Below are 18,037 nucleotides of genomic sequence, written 5' to 3' on the forward strand. Positions count from 1 at the left end.
ACCAGGGCTTGGGTTCAGAGCAAACCCTGTTCCTCACAGGCTTTGACCACTTGCTCGCGAAGCCAGATATTGGCGCTGTCCTGATCGCTGGCTTCGCTCCATTGCATGTCGAGGGTAAACCTTGGCAAGCCATTCGGTGCTTCGCAATGACTGAATACCGCGTTATTGGCCAGCAGCGTTTGAATACGCCGCGGTAGCGTCAGGATGAAGTCGGTACCGGTAATCATCTTGAGTGCTGCCCTGTAACTGTTGGATCGTGCGACAAGCTGTCGTTTGTGATCGGCCCTGTGGGTGTCGAAGGTCCTGCCTGGAGGGAGCACATGACAATGTTCAACGAACGATCGCAAGCTTGGGCGTAATTCCGGCGGGGTTGCGCGTTTATCGAAGACGTAAACCAGCTCGTCTTCAACCAGCCTGCGGGATTTGAAGTCAGCGTGGCTTTGTTGAAAGTCAGGACCGAAGCAGATCACCAGATCGAGACTGCCATCGCGCAGTTCATCGACGGGTAGGGCGGTATCAAGCTTCTGCACATTGACGATCACCGGCAGGTTGGCAAAGTCGAAGTTCCTCAACAGCCGCGGCAGTACCAGCAGTTCGAAGTATTCCGACGCGCAAATGTTGAAGGTGACGGCTTTTAGAGTCGGATCAAAGGCTTGAGCTCCAGAATGGCAGAAGTTGATACCTTCCAGAATCTTCAGCACATGCTCATGCATGGTGGTGGCTTTGTGGGTCGGACGCATACCGGATCGGGTGTTGATGAACAAATCATCTTTGAAGCCGGTGCGCAGCTTTTTCAGCGAATAGCTTACGGTGGACTGGCTGACCCCGAGGGTTTCGGAGACGGCGGTGACGCTGCTTTGTTCATACACGGCGACGAACACCATGAGGTCTTGCATATCGAGCTTTCTAAGTAAATTGCTGTTGAGCATCTGCCCCATCTGATGAACCTCCCTGTTCTGTTTTGAGCGCAACCTATCTGCAAGAGGATAACGGAACGATAGTGCCAGGAGAATGGCTTGTAGGAATGTTCATTGTCAGATGTGGGACACAACGTGTAGGTAACACGACCTGCGCATTCAAACGCCAGCCATATCGCCCAGCACGTTCTGGCCTGGAGGGGCTTTCCGGGATTTTCTGGATCGGCGCGACTGCTCGAAAGTGATTGGCTGCCAGACGCTGAACACCCCGCCGGCCAAGTGCTGAAGTTACGCCAGACACTTGACCGTGGTCGGTCAGTAAAATGAAGTTACATGTTAATAAGTCTTATTAGAGAAAGCCGTCTTGTGCACACACGCTGACGATTTGTTCGCGAAACCAGTTATTGGCGCTGTCTTGACCTGGTTTCTCGTTCCACAACATGTCCAGTGTGAAGTTCGGTAAACCGGTCGGCGGTTTGCAATGGCTGAATCTGGCTTCGTTACTGATCAGCATCTGGATGCGCCGAGGCAGGGTGAGAACGAAATCGGTCCCGGGGATCATGTTGAGTGCCGCAACGTAACTATTGGCCCGCGCGACAATTTGGCGGGTGTAGTCCCATTTGCTGAGCCAGCCATCCACCATATTGGTGTCTGAAGTCCATGGGGTGGGGAAGATATGCTGGCGTGCGACAAAGCTGTCCAGGCTGAACTCACCCTCTGGCGGCTCGAAGTTTTTATCGACGACGCAGACAAGATCATCTTCCAGCAGTACTTGTGACTTCAAGTTTTTGGCGCTGCGATGAAAGTTGGGGCCGAAACAAATTACCAGGTCGAAACGGCCATCTATAAGTTCATCGTTAGGGATGTCTCTGTGGAATTTCTGGATATTTACAATGACTGGAAAACTACTGCCGATAAAGCGTTTTAATAAGTTTGGAAGTATCAGGAGTTCAAAATACTCAGGTGCACAAATATTAAAAGTGATCTCTTTTTGCGCGGGGTCAAATGAGTGTAGTCCGGAGTGGCATATGTTTATGGTTTTCAGGATTTTGAGTACATGGCTGTACATCGTGGCGGCTTTGTGTGTTGGCCACATGCCATTGCGGGTATTGATGAAGAGCTCGTCGTCGAAACTCGTGCGCAGCTTTTTCAAGCAGTAACTCACCGTGGACTGGCTAACGCAAAGGGTTTCGGAGACCTCGGTGACGCTTCTTTGTTCATACACAGCCACGAAAACCATAAGGTCCTGCATATCCAGTTTTCTTAGCAGATTGCTATTAAGCATAAAGTCCTTCTCGGTGAAAATCCGTGCGTGTCACTTTACGTCGTGTTTTGTGACAAGATTGTTTATTTATATATTAATGGAAGCAATTGGTTTTTTAAATAGTCTGTCGGAAATTTCCTCAATATATTCTCGTTTCACTTAGAGAGCACCCGAGCAGGGATAGGAGGGCGAAGTGTTGGTACGAGTCACGGAAAGTCAAACGCCGTTATGGATGCAGGCGACTGAAGTTGTGAAGGAAAAGTTTCGCAGCTCTTATAAGGCATCCGTAGAACCGAGCCCGCAGTATTTTGCGGTCACCCAAGACAGTGAGGAGCGGATTCTTTCTTGCGCCGGTATAACTTTTGCGGATCACCGCACATTGTTCTCGGAGCAATACCTGTCGCAACCGATAGAAACGATTCTGTCCCAGCGCTTTGAAAAAATGATCGATCGATCAGTTATTGCCGAAATAGGCAGTTTGATTTCTCATCATCTGACGGCGGGAATGATCATGGTCAACATGATTCCGCTGTTGGCCTGGTGCATGGGCGCTCAATATTTGCTTTGCACCGTCACCCCCCGGGTCCGGGAAATGATGGAAAGCTGTCAGATCGATTTCGAACCGCTGCTCACGGCGGACCCCAAGCGTCTGGCCGATGATGGTGGCAAGAACTGGGGAACCTACTACTCGAAATTGCCCGTCACCGGTTTTATCCGCGTGGACCCGAAACGCTCGCGATTCGCAGCCATGACCCTCGGCACCTTGTTCACTCAACTGCCGACCGATCTGCCAGCGAGGGCACAGCCATGAGCGGCCGTTTCATTGCGGACCTGCGGCTGGCGCTGCAGGTCAATCGCCAGAAGGTCTGCGCTATCGATTGTGCGCCGACCGGCCTGGAACACGCCGCTGTCATGACCTATGGCGAGCTGGAATCCCGGGCGTTGAATCTGGCGGCGGAACTGCAGCGTCGTTTCGACACGGCGGCTCACGGCGACCACGTTGTGTTGGGGATTGCGACGCGTAACAGCAGTGACTGGCTGATTGCCGATCTGGCGTGTCTGTTTGCCGGTATTACCGCACTGCCTTTGCCGCTGGCGTTCAGTCAGTCCCAGGCCGAGCACCTTGCCGAGCGTTGTGACGGGTTTCTGGTGGATGCGGCAGGGGAGCGGACACTGGCTGAGCGGTGGATGCTCGACTTTCCCGACAGCCGCCTCAGGCGTCTCAGTGAGCCGGCTCTGGAGCAGCCGTTGTTGCGAGAGCCGGACGGTGACAGCGACTGGATCTGCAAAATCATTCATACCTCGGGGACGACCAGCCGGCCCAAGGGCGTGCGGCTGAGCACGGCGGCGGTGGGGGCGGTGTTGGCTTCCCTGCGTCAATGGATGCCGGTCGATGCCCATCGCAGTTACCTGTCGCTGGTGCCGTTGAGCCTGCTGCTGGAGCAAGTGACCGCCGCGTATTTGCCGCTGCTGGCCGGTGGGATCGTGCATTTCCTGCCTGAAGGCGAGGCGCTGCTAGGGGAGCCGGGGACGTCACCGCAGCGTTTGATCGAGTGGATCCTGCGAGTCGAACCGACGGCCTTGACGGTGCCACCGGTGATGCTCAATCGCTTTCACGAGCTATTGACCGAAGGCGGTGCGCAGGGTGAGCGCCTGTCTCGTTACCTGCATTCGGGAGTGCATATCACCTGCGGCGGCGCGGCCGTCAGCATCGATATCCTGCATGCCCTCGCCGAGGACGGTATCCCGGTGTTCCAGGGTTACGGGCTCTCCGAGAACGCCTCGGTCGTCAGTATGAATACCTTGCAGCACCAACGTCTGGGCAGTGTGGGCAAGCCGTTGCCGCATGTTCAGGTGCGCATTGGCGCCGACCAGACCATTGAGGTCAAGAGCAGCTCGTTGTTCAGCGGCTACTCGGGCAAGGACCCGAGCGCCTGTTCGATGTCCGGCGACGGCTGGATGGACACCGGGGATCTGGGCGAGCTGGATGCTGATGGCTATCTCTATGTTCGCGGTCGCAAGAAAAACGTGATCTGCCTGCCCAACGGCCGCAACGTCAGCCCGGAGCAGGTCGAGCTGGAATACCGCGAATACCCCGGCGTACGCGATGCCGCGGTGTTTTTCGACGAGGCCCATGGTCTGGTGGCATTGCTGTGTGTCGAATCGACACCGGATCGCGATGAACTGGCCGCCTGGTCTACCAGACGCTTTTCCGACATCGAGCGACCGAGCCGCCTGTGGTTACTGACCAAGGACGATCCATTGCTCGAGCAACTTTATACCGTCACCGGCCGTCCCAAACGTGCCGATATCGCTACTGTTTTCGCCAACCTGCAAGGGAATGCAACTGATGAACACACCTGCCTATCACTCTGAATACCCTGACGTATCCATCATCGAGCCGCGCCATTTCGCAAGCCTGGGCAAAGCCGAGCTGTACGAGTTGCTGGGACACTACGGCGTCGTCCTGTTACGTAACTGCATCCACAATGCCGAGGACTTCAGCGCCTATGTGAAGCAGAACAGCTCGCGGCTGAGCCTCGACCCGGCTCGGGTCATGGTCGGTGGAGCAGCGCAGTTGGTGGATGCGGGCCGTCAGGCGATCGGTCTGCATTGCGAGAATGGTAATTCCCCGTTCTGGCCGGACATCACCTGGTTCTATTGCCAGGAAGCGCCGCGCACAGGCTCGCAAACCACCCTGTGCGACGGTGAGAAAGTACTGGCGAAGCTATCATCCGCCTGCCGCACATTTTTCGAGAACAACCCGATTCGCTACAGCCGCACCGTTGCCGGCGACAAATGGCGTCGGCTGGTCTGCCACTATTCGCCGGCGCTCTCGGACCCGGCGGCGGTCGGAATCGAAGATCTGATGCAGATCATCGGCGACGATCCGCAGACACACATCTCCTTCAATCCGTTTGATGATTCGATTCACTACGCCTTCAGCACCCCGGCGATTCTGGTCTCCGAATTCAGCCAGCGACCGGCGTTTGCCAACAGCATTCTCGGGCCGTCCTTCAACTATGAAGTGCCAGTGATCGATACGTCGTCCGGCCTGCCCATTCCCAGCGAATTCCTGCTCGAAATTGCCGAGGTTTCCGCGCAATACACCTACCCCGTCGGCTGGCGTGACCATGACATGGTGATGATCGACAACCGTCGGGTGATGCACGGCCGTGAGGCCATCGTTGACGAGCGCCGCCGCATCTTCAACGCCCTGAGCTACCGCTGAGACCTATTTATGAAGACCAATGACAAACTGATCATTTCTGGTCAGTACGAGACGTATATCGACGGCAACGGTCGCCAGATAGTCGATCTGGCCGGCGGGTTTGGCTTTCAGGTGCCAGCGGTGATCGAGGCGGTCAGCCGTCAGGCGGATACGATGGGGTTGTCCAATCGGGTGCTGATGTCCGAACCACTGATTGCTTTGTGCCGGCGCCTGGCCGAGCTGCTGCCACAGCCGCTGGTCAGCTCTTATGTATGCAGCTCTGGCGATGAAGCATTCGAAGGCGCCTTGAAATTGTGCAAAGGCCTCAAACCCAAGGGCAAGACCATTGTCGTTGTCCAAGGCGGCGATTATGGCTCGCTGAGTTACGGACGTTGCCTCAGCACGCCGCAAAGCTATCTGGAGATGCAGCGTTTCCTGGGCTTCGAGCTCGTGGCGATCCGTCATGTCCGTGACCTGGACAAGGTGGACTGGAACGATTGCTTCGCGGTTTGCCACACCAGCACCGTGACGGGTGAGGACGGTCGCTTGCGCCTGATAGAGCAGGTGCTACTCGATCACTTGTATGCCGCGGCGGCCAGGGTGTCGGCGCCGGTCATTGCGGTGGATGTGCAAAGTTGTCTGGGGAGCCTGGGCACGCTGTTTGGCTTCCAACGTTATCGCAACACCCCGGACATTGTGGTGTTGGGCGGGCCACTGGGCGGCAGCGCGATTCCCATCGGCACCTATACCTGCAGCGAACAGATGGCCTATCAGGTCTATGGTCGCAGCAGCCCGGCGAAACATGGCAGCACCACGGCCGGCAATCCGATGGCTTGTGTGGCCGCCATGGCGGCACTGGATTACGTGCAGGCACACGACTTGCCCAGGCAATGCCTCAATAACGGCCAGATCCTGGCGCAAGCGCTCGCCTCATTCGGCGCGGTCGCCTGCGGTGCCTGGGTCAGCCTGCCGCTGCCAGCCGATCTCAAACCCGCCGAATTGTGCGAGGAGCTTTATCAGCGTGGCGTCTATGTCAGTGCACCCCGTGGCCGCGAGTTGATTCTGCGTTGCCCGATCACCGCACGAGCCGAACACCTCCAGCGCGCATCCCGGATCATCAAGGAGATTTTGAGCCATGTCTTTAACCCTATCGCATGAACAACTGCTGGATGATTGCCAGCGGCATTGGAGTGCCTCGGCGGCCAAGCTCTATCGCCTGGGTAAAACCAGCGTCGAAAAGGACACCGATGGCATCTATGTCACGGACCATGCCGGCAAGCGATTTATCGACTGCGCATGCAGCTATGGGGTGTTTATCGTCGGTCATCGCAATCCGATGGTGCAGGAGCAAGTGCAAACCCAGTTGAACCAGATGGCCTGGGTTCCGGAAGGTCGGGTGCACCCGCTGCAAGGCGCACTGTCCGAGCGCCTTCGGAATCTGGTGCCGGGTGATTGGGGGGATGTGCAGTTCATGGTTTCGGGTGCCGAAGCCATCGAGCAGAGCATGCGTTATGTGCTCAAGGTGCAGCAGCACCGGCGCGGAATCGTGGTAATGAGCGATTCCTATCACGGCAAGACGCTGGCGGCGATGAGCATTCTCGGGCAGAAACAGCACCATCGCAGCTATGGCACCGAGGCCTCGGAAGTGACTTATGTGCCGTACGGTGATTTCGCTGCCTTGCAGAGAGCGGTTGGCGAGGGTGTGCGTGCGGTGTATGTCGAACCGATTCTGGGGGGCGCCCACTTACAGGTTCCGCCCTTGGGTTACATGGCGAATATCCGTGCCCTGTGCGATGCGACCGAAACCTTGTTGGTGGCCGACGAAATCCAGACCGGTTTTGGCCGCTGTGGCAAGTGGTTTGCCGTGCAGTACGACGACATCGTGCCGGACATCATGATCCTCTCCAAAGGCCTGACGGGCGGCTACACCTCGTTTGCCTGCGCGATGTACAGCCAGCGACTGGCCACGCAATACCCGCTGAGCGAAATCGAGCCGGACCAGCGAACCAATGGCGGGCACCCGGTGGCGTGCGCCTCGGCGCTGGCCGCTATCGATTACATCGAGCAGCACAAGCTGGTCGAGCAATCGCGGATCAATGGCGGCTTGCTGCGCCATGGTCTGCAACGGCTGGCTCAGCGTTACCCGCAAATTGTCGAGGATGTGCCCGGTGTGGGCCTGATGACCGGCCTGCGCTTGCGCGGCTCGGTCTACGAAGCGCTGATGAGCATGGAGTTGGGCAAGCGTGGTGTGCATGCCGGGCATTCCATGAATGAAAAGGCCAAGCACCCGGTTCTGCGGTTTTACCCGCCGCTGAACATCACGCCCGAAGCGCTTCGGCATGTCCTGACGATGACCGAGGAAGCGCTGGAGGCGATCGCCCGTCGTCCGAAGCTGGCGGTCAAGGCGTTTTCGCTGGTGGTCAGAAACATGTACCACATCCCCAACAAGCTACTGCGCAGTAAAGGGAAGCCCTGAGTATGTTCAACCCCGATACTTTGACCCTGCGCGAAATGGCTGGTCTGCTGCGCCGTGGTGTGCTGACCAGTGTCGATTTGCTGGAGTTCTACCTCCAGCGTATTGCCGAACGCAATCCGCAGATCAATGCTCTGATTCAGCTGGAGTCTGTCGACGAACTGCGACGACAGGCCCGGGAGGCCGATGAAATGGCCCGCATCGGACAGATTCGTGGCCCTTTGCACGGGATCCCCATGACCATCAAGGATGTCTGCCATGTGCGCGGCTTCCGGATGTCGCGAGGCCTGGAGGAATTGCTGGGCGAGGCCAGTCAGGAGGATGCAACGGTGGTCGCAAGGCTTCGTCAGGCGGGGGCGATCATCCTCGGGATCACCAATGTTCCCGAGTTGTGCATGGCCTTCGAAACCGAGAACCTGCTGTACGGCCGCACGCTCAATCCCTATGACGGGCAGCGCTCCGCTGGCGGTAGCAGTGGCGGTGAAGCGGCGGCCATCGCGGCCGGTTGCTCGCCGGCCGGGCTGGCCTCGGATGCTTGCGGCAGTGTGCGGATTCCGGCGCATTTCAACGGTATCTGCGGTATGAAGCTGACCCAGGGGCGTGTGCCGTTGACCGGCCAATTCCCCAATGATCGCTCCGGGCTGTTTCATCTGACGTCGGCGTTTGGCGTGATGGGGCGTTATGTCGATGATCTGGCGTTACTCGGGCAACTGATCAGTGGCGCTGACGGTCACGACCCGGACACCGTCGATGTGCCGTTCGCCGACAGTAAGCCCTTGGCTCAATTGCGTGTCGCGCTGTCTTGGGAGTCCACCAGAACCCCGGTGAGCCCGGCGGTGAAACAGGTTCTGCAACGGGTCGAGAGTTGCCTGAGCAGTGTGGTGGCGCAGGTTACACCGGCGGCTCCGCAGATGCTCGATGAGGCCTGCGATGTACTGTGGCGGGTTTTCATTGCGGGTGCGGACGCCGGGCGTAGCTGGAAACGCCTGTTCCAGTCCATGGACAAGCAGACTTGTACGCCTGCCACCGCAGAGTTGATTCGCCTGAGCGAAGAGGTCGAATTGAGCGTGGATGAAATGAAGCGCGACTGGATTCTGATCGATACGTTTCGATATCAGTTGGCGAAATTCTTCAATCAACACGATCTGTTCATTTGTCCGGTGTTCCCGGACGTGGCGTTCGCTCATGGCGAATCTTTACAGGATCATAAGCGCTATGCCTTTGTGTTTCCGTTCAGCCTCTCCGGGTCGCCGGCGGTGGTCATTCGCGCCGGGCATGATCCGGTCAGCGGGATGCCGATTGGCATCCAGATAGTCGGCCCGCACTGGCAGGAAGAGCGGCTGCTGGCCGTGGCCAATTTCCTTGAGCGCGAACTGGAGCGCTGGAGCCCGATCGCACCGATGGCCGCAGTCACGCTCTGAAGGATCTCAAGCCGTAACGATTTTGGCGTTACGGCTGGTGATCACCAATGCCAGCATGCCAATACCCACCAGCACGGCACCGGTGACTTCTATCAGCACCGGTTGCTGTCTGAGCCAGACCCAGTGAAACAAGGTGACAAACAAGGTGTTCAGGTAGACGTAGGAAATCACCGTTGATGGTGAAATCACCCCGATTGCCCGATGCAGCAGCCAGAATGTCGCGAGGGTGCCAAACAGCGCCAGGTACACCAGCCAGAACATATCGCTCGACGACAACTGCGCGCCGCTGCGCCAACCGCCGTTAAACAGACAGAACACAAACAGAAACAGCGAGCCGAACAGCATGTTCCAGAAGGTCATCGCCACCGGGTCACGTCCCTTCAAAGTCTTGGCCTTGAATCGTTGGCTCAGTGGCGAATAAAGCGCCATCGCCAGGCAGCCGACACCAAAGACCAGTACCGGGTACAGTGCCGGCAACTCGCCTGGAGCCGCCCCTTTTAGAATCATCAGCAGGGCACCGATCGCTGCAATCGACATCGGCAACAAGCGGGTTTTCAGGCTCGGGCTTGGCAACAGGAATACTTCAAAGAACAAAGTCATCAGCGGCACCAGGGTATACAGCGTTGCGGTATTGACCGCCGTCGTATAACGCAGCGCTTCAAACAGCGAACCAAAATACGTCGCCAGCAACAGCCCGAGAACTGCATGCGCCAGCAAGCCTCTGGCCGAGATCGGTGAGGTGTTTTTCAATAACAGCAGTGGCAAGAACATCAAGGCTGAAAACAACAGGCGCAGCCCGGTCAACAGGATTGGATCTATCGATTGGCTGACCTCTGCCGCCGCAAAGAAAGACGATGCGATCAGCATTGCCCAGATCAACATGCCCCAGTGAGCTTCTGCAAAACCGACTTGTTTCATGCGTTCCTTCCCCTGCGTTTGAGCGGTAAACCGGCATGTAGGAGCCAGGCTTGTCGGCGAAGGCGTCCTTAAGAGCGCCTTCGCCGGCAAGTCGGATCGCCGCACCGCTGGCTCCTACGAAAAACAGCCTATTGGATATGCTGCGCGTATTGCCTTGGGTTGAAGCGCAGCACCATCACGATCATCACCGCCATCACCGCTGTGAGTGACCACCAGGCCCATTCGAAGCTGCCCAATTGGTCGCGAATCATCCCGGCAATCAGCGGCGAGAGGCCCGCGATCAGGTAACCGATGCCTTGTACGAAGGCCGTCAGGCCGCCGGCACGACGCGGGTTGTCCAGATGATCGAGGGACACGATCAGGCTCATCGGGAACAGACCGCCAATACCCAGACCCAGCAGGCACGGCCATAGCAGGCTAAAGCGTTCCGGGCTGAGGATCAGGCCGCAGAAGCCGGCCATGATCAAGGCCAGCAGAACGACCAGTACCAGACGCTTGTCCTGGCTGCGGTTGGCAATTGCAGGTGTTATCAGCCCGGACACGACTTCCATGGCCGTGAGAAACCCCAGCAATAAACCGGCATTCTGTTCGCTCCAGCCTTTTTCCACGTAATACGGAGCAAGCCAGGCCAGCACACAGGTGTAGGAGGCCGTGCCCAAACCGAAGAAAACCGCCAACAGCCAAGCCCGTGAATTACCGACGAAGGATTCCTGGCGCCCCGTTGGCGCCGCCGGCAATGGCGCGATTGCAGAGCGCTGGGCAAGCCAGAAGACCAGGGCCACCAGCGTCAGTAGCGCCCAGATTGCCAGGCCCATCCGCCAACTACCGGTTTGCGCCAGGACGAAAGGCGAGAACGATGCCGCAATCGCCGCTCCGCCCATGATCGAGGTGACATACAAACCCATGAACAGCGAAACGTTGTCGCTGAAGCGTGACTTGATCAGCGCCGGCATCACCGCCTGAATGAGGGCGATCCCCAACCCGGCCAATACCGCGCTGAGGATCAGCTCAAGGCTGCTGTCCAGGTACAGCCGCGAGACCGTGGCCACACCGATGATCAGCAACGACACAATGATGGTGCGATGTTCGCCGACGCGTTGCGCGATGCGCATTCCCAGGAACATCGCCAGTCCCATCGCCATGACGGGCAGCATGGTCAGCAGCGAGGCGGTACTGAAACTTAATGGAACGTCCCCGCGAATGGCCGACAACAAAGGCCCGACAGCGGCCATCGAAGGCCTCAGATTCAGTGCCACCAATACCACGCTGACCATCAGCCATCCGGCATAGGAGCTTGAAGTGCGAACGTTTTCCATAAGGGAACCCCAAATATACAAGGCTTCGATTAGGCCGCTCCAAGCCTGTCGGGGCAAACTGAAAAGTCACTGGCACTATCGAGAAATTAGGTTTTGTAACTTGCGTGATTGTTTAGCCAATCTGCAACCAAGGTTCATCAAGTCTGGATTTAACGGCTTATCTGCCCGTGTGACGCTGCTTTGCATCTGTTTACTGCGGTCTTTTCCATGGACGTCTGGCTGATCGGAATCAAACACGAGGGGGCGCCTGGTGCCACTTCGAGCTTTTATCCATGTCGTCTATATAGACCTGCCTGCGCATTGAGTTTGTCCGCACTCCCTTCTGAACTGGCCTTCTGGGCACTGTGGCACTGCCGCCACGCACGCCCGCCGGATTCCTGCACGTCCCGTTGATTGTTCTGACAGGTCCCGCGCTGTGCGCCGGGATCAAATCGGCGGCGCCTGTGCGTTTGCCTGACGCGGATAGACGAGAATTCCCATGAGCTGTGCCACGACATCCTTCGCCACGAAAGAACAAGCCCTGTCCTTCCTGGAACACAATCCGGATATCGAGATGTTCGAGCTGTTCATCCTCGACAACAATGGTGTACCACGGGGCAAGTTGCTGCATCGCGATGAACTGCTGGCGGTGTACGAGAGCGGGCGGCCGCTGCCAAGTACCATTCTGGGCCTGACCATCAATGGCGATGACGTGGAAAATTCCGGGCTGGTCTGGGACGTCGGTGATATTGATTGCCGAGCCTACCCGATCAGCGGCAGTTTGCAGCGTATGCCGTGGCGATTGATTCCCACCGCGGCGGTGCAGGTCAGCATGCATCCAAAAGAGGGCATGCCCGCGACCATCGCCGACCCACGGCATCTACTGGCCAAGGTCATCGAGGGCTTGCAGGCCGACGGTTATTACCCGGTGATGGCGGCGGAGCTGGAGTTCTATTTGCTGGATCAGCAGCGCGACAGCAACGGTCGGCCGCAGCCGGCGCGGGATGTTGATGGCGGACGGCCACGTGGGACTCAGGTCTATGGCTTACGTGAGCTTGAGCAGATCGAGCCGTTTCTGGCCGACCTCTACAGCGCCTGCAAGCTTCAGGGCATTCCGGCGCGCACGGCGATCTCCGAATACGCGCCGGGGCAGGTGGAAATCACCCTCGAACACCGCACCGATGCTTTGCAGGCGATGGATGAAGCGGTGCGCTACAAACGGCTGGTCAAAGGCGTGGCTCACAAGCACGGGATGACGGCCTGCTTCATGGCCAAGCCTTTCGATGACCTGGCTGGCACCGGCATGCACATGCACGTCAGCCTGGCGGACAAGGATGGCAACAACCTGTTCGCCAGCGAAGCCCCGGACGGCACGCCGCTGCTCAAGCATGCGGTCGGCGGGATGCTCAGCACGTTGCTCGATTCATTGCTGCTGTTCTGTCCGAACGCCAACTCGTACCGTCGTTTCCAGACCAACAGCTATGCACCACTGGCGGCCACCTGGGGCGTGGACAACCGCACCGTGAGTTTGCGAGTGCCCGGCGGGCCAGCATTCTCCCGGCATATCGAACACCGCATCTGTGGTGCCGACGCCAATCCGTACCTGGCGGCTGCGGCGATTCTGGCCGGGATTCATCGCGGCATCCGTGAGCAGCTTGACCCTGGAGCACCCGTGGAGGGCAACGGGTACGCCCAGGCGACGGAATTATTGCCCACTGACTGGTTGACCACGTTGCGAGCGCTGGAGGCATCGACCTGGGCGCGGGAAGCCTTCGGCAGTGAGTTTCTTGGCGTGTATCTGGCGGTGAAACGTGCCGAATACCGGCAGTTCATGGGCGAAGTCGGTGAGCAGGACTGGCGCTGGTATCTGCATCAGGCCTGAAACTAATCGCCACAGTTGAAAGTTTTGGCCTAATGCCATTAGCCAACTAATCGTTGGCTTCTTTTTCACGAAAAATTGAGGGTTGGCTGCTTAAAGTTTGTGTGGTTGCGGTAAATGAAATTTTCACATTTATCGCGGGGCACTTCTTTTCAGGAACAGCCGATCATCATGTTGAAGTTAAAAGCCATGCGCCCCGAGTGGGTGACGTTGATTGCCAGCGCCTTTTTATTGACGGGATTCAATTCAGTACTCTGGCAACACCTGTTTGATATCACCGCTGCAGACGGTCAAGGCATCGCCATGCGTGTTGCATTCGGGCTAATGATTCTGGCAGTTTTCAACATCGTGCTAACCTTGCTGGCATTCCGGTTTGTGATGAAGCCCGTGTTGACGCTGATCTTTTTGGTCAGTGCCGGTGTGGCCTATTTCATGAGCCAATACGGTGTATTGATTGACGCCGGTATGTTTCGTAACTTCGCAGAAACCAATGCCACGGAAGTGCGCGACTTACTGTCCGTGAAGTGGTTTGTTTATATTGTATTGCTCGGAGTTTTGCCATCGTGGTTGTTGTGGAAGACGCCGGTTAATTACCGTCGTTGGCACCGGGAATTATTAAGTAAAGTGCTGGTGAGTGTCGCATCGGTTGCGGTAATCGGTGGTGTCGCCCTGGTCAACTATCAAGGCCTGTCGTCGTTATTTCGCAATCACCATGAATTGCGCCTGATGGTGGTGCCAAGCAACTATATTGGTGCCTCGCTCGGCTATCTGCGCGAGCAAGTCGTTTCTGCCCAACAACCCTTTGTCAAACTCGGTGAAGATGCCAGGAAAAACCCGGTCTGGCAGACCCACGGCCGTAAATCCCTGACGGTACTGGTGGTGGGCGAAAGTGCCCGGGCCGAGAACTTCGGCATCCTCGGTTATGACCGCGACACCACCCCCCAACTGGATAAGGAGGCCGGCCTGATTGCCTTCACCGACGTGTATTCTTGCGGCACCGAAACGGCCGTGTCGGTGCCTTGCATGTTCTCCAACATGGGCCGCAAGGAGTACAACGCCAGCAAGGCAAAGAACCAGGAAGGTCTGCTGGACGTGCTCAAGCACGCCGGCCTCGAGGTGATCTGGCGGGATAATCAGTCCGGCTGCAAAGGCACTTGCGATCGAGTCACTGTCGACGACGTAAGCAACCTGAAAGACCCGGTGCTGTGCGCCAACAGCGAGTGCCGCGATGAAATTCTCCTGCAAGGTTTGCAGCACTTCATCGACACGCTGGATAAAGACACCGTGCTGGTACTGCATCAAATGGGCAGTCACGGTCCGGAATATTTCAAGCGCTACCCGAAAGAGTACGAACGCTTCACCCCGGTGTGTGAAAGCAATGCGCTGAACGATTGCAGCCGCGAAAGTATCGTCAATGGCTACGACAATACGTTGGTGTACACCGACCATGTGCTGTCGACCCTGATCGATCTGTTGCGCAGTAATCAGGACAAAGTCGATACCGCCATGCTCTATCTGTCGGACCACGGCGAATCGCTGGGCGAATACAACCTGTTCCTTCATGGCACGCCTTACATGTTGGCGCCGGAACAACAGAAGCATGTCGCGATGCTGGCGTGGTTCTCCGACAGCTATCAAAAATCGTTCTCGGTCGACACCCATTGCCTGCAACTGAGTCGCGAAAAGCCCTTGAGCCAGGACAATCTGTTCCATTCGATGCTGGGCCTGCTGGAGGTCAACAGCAAGGTCTACGACCCAGGGCTGGACATGTTTGCCGGTTGCCGCGGCGCAGTGATTGACGGTGTGCTGGCCAAAGAATGAGCCCGTCGACCTTTTTTTCACGCGCCAGTGGTTAATCTGCCGTCAGTCGATATCGTGGCCCTAAAGTACCGCACTGCCTGATTTCGCGACTGCTTCGCAGCCGAACGCAGGCTTCGCCAGCTGCTACGGGTCGCGTCACGGCTTAACTGATTGCATACGGCAAGCCCTGCTTTGTCGGATTATTCTTTTGTCCAGCAGGTATTTTCGCTAAAGCTCTTGTTCAGTGGATGCGCGGAAATCGCCGGGGGCGATATATACTGCGCGCCATTCTTCAAGGGAGAGCCGTGTGGCCATCGATATTCACTGGATTCGCGACAACGATAGCCTCGGTCAGTTTTGCGCCGAGTGGCAGCAGCTGCCATTCGTTGCCCTCGACACCGAATTCATGCGGGTCGACACCTTTTACCCGATCGCAGGCCTGCTGCAGATCGGCGATGGCGTACGCGCTTACCTGATTGACCCGCTGACCATCGACAATTGGCAGCCATTGGCCGCGTTGCTGGAAAACCCGGCCGTGGTCAAAGTCGTCCACGCGTGCAGCGAAGACCTCGAAGTATTACTGCGCCTGACCGGTAGCCTGCCGGCGCCGTTGTTCGACACCCAACTGGCTGCCGCTTACCTGAACCTGGGTTTCTCCATGGGCTATTCGCGGCTGGTGCAGGAAGTGCTCGGCATCGACCTGCCCAAGGGCGAAACCCGTTCCGACTGGCTGCAACGTCCACTGTCCGACACCCAGATCAGCTATGCCGCTGAAGATGCCTTGCATCTGGCGGAAGTTTTCGTACAGCTGCGTCCGAAGCTGTCTGACGAAAAATACGCCTGGGTCCTGGAAGACGGTGCCGAGCTGGTGGCCAATCTGCGTCGCGAGGTCGACCCGTATGAGGTCTATCGCGACGCCAAACTGGCCTGGAAGCTGTCCCGCGCCCAACTCGCCGTATTGCGTGAACTCTGCGCTTGGCGTGAAACGCAAGCCCGTGCCCGTGATTTGCCGCGCAACCGCATCATCCGTGAACACTCCCTGTGGCCATTGGCGCGCACGCAACCGGACAACCTCGGCGCGCTGGCGAAAATCGAAGACATGCACCCGCGTACCGTGCGTCAGGATGGCGAATTTCTGCTTGATCTGATCAAGCGCTCTGGCAGTGTGTCGCCTGAACAATGGCCGCCCGCAGTGCCGGAGCCATTGCCGGTGGAAGCCGCCGCGCTGGTCAAACAGCTGCGCGCCATCGGTCAGGCCGAAGCCGAGCGACTGAACATCGCGCCAGAGCTGATGCTGCGCAAGAAAACCCTGGAAGCGCTGCTCAAAAGCGGCTTCCCCAATGGTCCTTACCAATTGCCTGATTCGCTGCGTGGCTGGCGCCGCGAATTGATGGGCCAGGCGCTGCTCGACAGCCTGGCCACCGCCGGAGAACAGCCTTGAAACGTATTTGCTCCATCTACCAAAGCTCCAAGCGCAGCGGCATGTACCTTTATGTGCTCAAAAGCGATGCGCTTGAACGTGTGCCGGAAGCGCTGAAGCTGGCCTTCGGCAAGCCGAAACATTCCTTCGATCTGGTGCTGTCGCCCGAGCGCAAACTGGCCAGTGAAGACATTGTCGTCGTGCTGGAAAACCTCGAGAAGCAGGGCTATCACCTGCAAATGCCGCCGGCCGAAGACGAATACATCGAGCATCTACCGGAAGAATTGCTGCGACGCAACGACCCGATGTGATCGGCAGACAGGCTCTGTTCAGGAGCCTTTATGAAACACTGGAATGATTTTGGCGATAGCCAGGGCGATGGAGTGATACTCCGTCGGCGGCTGTCTGCACTGTTTTTGAAAGGTTTGAACCATGCGCGTTCTGATTGCTGAACACGACCACCCTGTGTATGCCCAACTGTTGCGTCAGGCAGCGCCTGATCTGGAAGTATTGACCAGCGGCGACTCCGCCGAACTGGCCCGTCAGGCCGCCGAGTGCCAGGTCTGGCTCGGTCAGCCGGACCTGCTGGCGACCTTGCTGCGTCAGGGCCACGAACCACAATGGCTGCAATCGACTTGGGCCGGCATCACGCCGTTGCTGGCCGACGGCCTGCCCCGGCACTATCGCCTGACTCGCGCGGTAGGGATTTTCGGTCAGGTCATGGCCGAATTCGTACTGACTTACATGCTCGGCCACGAGCGCGAAGTATTGCCGCGGCTGGTCAGCCAGGTCGAGCGCAAATGGGACAATCGTCAGGGCCAAAGCCTGGCCGGACGCAAAGTGTTGATCGTCGGCACCGGTGACATCGGTCAGACGGTGGCGCAGTTTCTGCTGCCGTTTGGCGTCGAGTTGTATGGCATCGCCAGCACCGCCCGGGAGCAGGCGCCGTTTGTCGAAGTTGGCGCGCTGAGCGATTTGCCGCGACTGGTTGGCGAAGTGGATTACGTGATCAATCTGCTGCCGAACACCCCCAATACTCACGACCTGTACGACGCCGCACTGTTCAAGCAGTTCAAACCGACCGGATTGTTCATCAACGTCGGGCGCGGCGTGGCGGTGGTCGATGCGGATCTGGTGGAAGCCTTGAAGGAAGGGCATCTGGCCGGCGCCGTGATCGACGTCTGCCGTCAGGAGCCGCTGCCGCAACGCCATCCGTTCTGGACCGCGTGGGGCCTGCTGCTGACCGGCCACAGTTCGGCACCGACTTCGCCACCCATGATGGTGAAGTTGTTCGTCGAAAACCTGCGGGCATATCAGGCGGGCGAAGCGTTGCGTGGGGAAGTGGATTTCAATCGCGGGTATTGAGGCGCAGCTGAAAAGATCGCAGCCTTCGGCAGCTCCTACAGGGTTTTGTGAACACCTGTAGGAGCTGCCGAAGG

Annotated in this window: 15 protein-coding genes; 11 read left to right on the plus strand and 4 right to left on the minus strand. The window is 57.8% G+C overall.

Annotated elements, in window-relative coordinates; translation table 11 throughout:
• Window positions 1–14 precede the first annotated feature (14 nt).
• Both NHU87_RS18990 and NHU87_RS18995 read right to left on the minus strand, forming a co-directional pair.
• The gene (locus NHU87_RS18990; protein ID WP_253551635.1) at window positions 15–929 is read right to left on the minus strand and encodes a LysR family transcriptional regulator; all 915 of its coding nucleotides are present in this window, start codon (window positions 927–929) and stop codon (window positions 15–17) included.
• A 337-nt stretch (window positions 930–1,266) separates the two neighbouring features.
• Entirely contained in the window at window positions 1,267–2,202 is a 936-nt protein-coding gene (locus NHU87_RS18995; protein WP_253551542.1) for a LysR family transcriptional regulator, read from the minus strand.
• Window positions 2,203–2,374: 172 nt separating this feature from the next.
• Here NHU87_RS18995 and NHU87_RS19000 point away from each other — a divergent pair, with 172 nt between their 5' ends.
• The 6 genes from NHU87_RS19000 to NHU87_RS19025 are packed head-to-tail and all read left to right on the plus strand — an operon-like array spanning window position 2,375 to window position 9,286.
• Complete coding sequence (locus NHU87_RS19000; protein ID WP_367399034.1) at window positions 2,375–2,992, plus strand: thermostable hemolysin; 618 nt, start codon at window positions 2,375–2,377, stop codon at window positions 2,990–2,992.
• Complete coding sequence (locus tag NHU87_RS19005; protein WP_253551544.1) at window positions 2,989–4,557, plus strand: AMP-binding protein; 1,569 nt, start codon at window positions 2,989–2,991, stop codon at window positions 4,555–4,557. The genes NHU87_RS19000 and NHU87_RS19005 overlap by 4 nt, the downstream gene beginning before the upstream one ends.
• A complete protein-coding gene (locus tag NHU87_RS19010) occupies window positions 4,532–5,413 on the plus strand; it encodes a TauD/TfdA family dioxygenase (RefSeq protein ID WP_253551546.1) in 882 nt (293 codons plus the stop codon). The genes NHU87_RS19005 and NHU87_RS19010 overlap by 26 nt, the downstream gene beginning before the upstream one ends.
• Window positions 5,414–5,422: 9 nt before the next feature.
• Entirely contained in the window at window positions 5,423–6,550 is a 1,128-nt protein-coding gene (locus NHU87_RS19015) for an aminotransferase class III-fold pyridoxal phosphate-dependent enzyme (protein ID WP_253551547.1), read from the plus strand.
• Window positions 6,528–7,868, plus strand: coding sequence for an aspartate aminotransferase family protein (locus tag NHU87_RS19020; protein WP_253551548.1), 1,341 nt, complete (start codon window positions 6,528–6,530; stop codon window positions 7,866–7,868). Before NHU87_RS19015 ends, NHU87_RS19020 begins: the two co-directional genes overlap by 23 nt.
• Window positions 7,869–7,870: 2 nt before the next feature.
• On the plus strand, window positions 7,871–9,286 hold the full coding sequence (locus NHU87_RS19025; protein ID WP_253551549.1) for an amidase: 1,416 nt from the start codon (window positions 7,871–7,873) through the stop codon (window positions 9,284–9,286).
• A 6-nt stretch (window positions 9,287–9,292) separates the two neighbouring features.
• Here NHU87_RS19025 and NHU87_RS19030 read toward each other — a convergent pair whose 3' ends face one another.
• Entirely contained in the window at window positions 9,293–10,204 is a 912-nt protein-coding gene (locus NHU87_RS19030; protein ID WP_253551550.1) for a DMT family transporter, read from the minus strand.
• Window positions 10,205–10,332: 128 nt separating this feature from the next.
• Complete coding sequence (locus NHU87_RS19035) at window positions 10,333–11,520, minus strand: cyanate transporter (protein ID WP_253551552.1); 1,188 nt, start codon at window positions 11,518–11,520, stop codon at window positions 10,333–10,335.
• A gap of 553 nt (window positions 11,521–12,073) precedes the next feature.
• On the opposite strand from NHU87_RS19035, the gene NHU87_RS19040 reads away from it, so the two are divergent.
• The 5 genes from NHU87_RS19040 to NHU87_RS19060 all read left to right on the plus strand — a co-directional run bounded on the left by NHU87_RS19040 (window position 12,074) and on the right by NHU87_RS19060 (window position 17,963).
• On the plus strand, window positions 12,074–13,381 hold the full coding sequence (locus NHU87_RS19040; RefSeq protein WP_437180842.1) for a glutamine synthetase family protein: 1,308 nt from the start codon (window positions 12,074–12,076) through the stop codon (window positions 13,379–13,381).
• A 168-nt stretch (window positions 13,382–13,549) separates the two neighbouring features.
• Window positions 13,550–15,199: a phosphoethanolamine transferase gene (locus NHU87_RS19045; protein WP_253551556.1), complete on the plus strand. Its 1,650-nt coding sequence runs from the start codon at window positions 13,550–13,552 to the stop codon at window positions 15,197–15,199.
• A 286-nt stretch (window positions 15,200–15,485) separates the two neighbouring features.
• Window positions 15,486–16,619 carry a ribonuclease D gene (rnd, locus tag NHU87_RS19050; RefSeq protein WP_253551558.1) on the plus strand — a complete coding sequence of 378 codons (1,134 nt, stop codon included), beginning with the start codon at window positions 15,486–15,488 and terminating at the stop codon, window positions 16,617–16,619.
• Window positions 16,616–16,909 (plus strand): YcgL domain-containing protein, encoded by a 294-nt coding sequence (locus NHU87_RS19055; protein ID WP_253551560.1) that lies wholly within the window; start codon window positions 16,616–16,618, stop codon window positions 16,907–16,909. Before rnd ends, NHU87_RS19055 begins: the two co-directional genes overlap by 4 nt.
• A gap of 121 nt (window positions 16,910–17,030) precedes the next feature.
• Window positions 17,031–17,963 (plus strand): D-2-hydroxyacid dehydrogenase, encoded by a 933-nt coding sequence (locus NHU87_RS19060; protein WP_253551563.1) that lies wholly within the window; start codon window positions 17,031–17,033, stop codon window positions 17,961–17,963.
• Window positions 17,964–18,037 lie beyond the last annotated feature (74 nt).

The sequence above is a fragment of the Pseudomonas mandelii genome, from assembly GCF_024138395.1.
Lineage (GTDB): Bacteria > Pseudomonadota > Gammaproteobacteria > Pseudomonadales > Pseudomonadaceae > Aquipseudomonas > Aquipseudomonas mandelii_E.

Coding starts and splice junctions, on each gene's coding strand:
- NHU87_RS18990 (WP_253551635.1), bottom strand. CDS start 929: ATGCTCAACAGCAATTTACTTAGAAAGCTCGATATGCAAGACCTCATG.
- NHU87_RS18995 (WP_253551542.1), bottom strand. CDS start 2,202: ATGCTTAATAGCAATCTGCTAAGAAAACTGGATATGCAGGACCTTATG.
- NHU87_RS19005 (WP_253551544.1), top strand. CDS start 2,989: ATGAGCGGCCGTTTCATTGCGGACCTGCGGCTGGCGCTGCAGGTCAAT.
- NHU87_RS19010 (WP_253551546.1), top strand. CDS start 4,532: ATGAACACACCTGCCTATCACTCTGAATACCCTGACGTATCCATCATC.
- NHU87_RS19015 (WP_253551547.1), top strand. CDS start 5,423: ATGAAGACCAATGACAAACTGATCATTTCTGGTCAGTACGAGACGTAT.
- NHU87_RS19020 (WP_253551548.1), top strand. CDS start 6,528: ATGTCTTTAACCCTATCGCATGAACAACTGCTGGATGATTGCCAGCGG.
- NHU87_RS19025 (WP_253551549.1), top strand. CDS start 7,871: ATGTTCAACCCCGATACTTTGACCCTGCGCGAAATGGCTGGTCTGCTG.
- NHU87_RS19030 (WP_253551550.1), bottom strand. CDS start 10,204: ATGAAACAAGTCGGTTTTGCAGAAGCTCACTGGGGCATGTTGATCTGG.
- NHU87_RS19035 (WP_253551552.1), bottom strand. CDS start 11,520: ATGGAAAACGTTCGCACTTCAAGCTCCTATGCCGGATGGCTGATGGTC.
- NHU87_RS19040 (WP_437180842.1), top strand. CDS start 12,074: ATGTTCGAGCTGTTCATCCTCGACAACAATGGTGTACCACGGGGCAAG.
- NHU87_RS19045 (WP_253551556.1), top strand. CDS start 13,550: ATGTTGAAGTTAAAAGCCATGCGCCCCGAGTGGGTGACGTTGATTGCC.
- NHU87_RS19060 (WP_253551563.1), top strand. CDS start 17,031: ATGCGCGTTCTGATTGCTGAACACGACCACCCTGTGTATGCCCAACTG.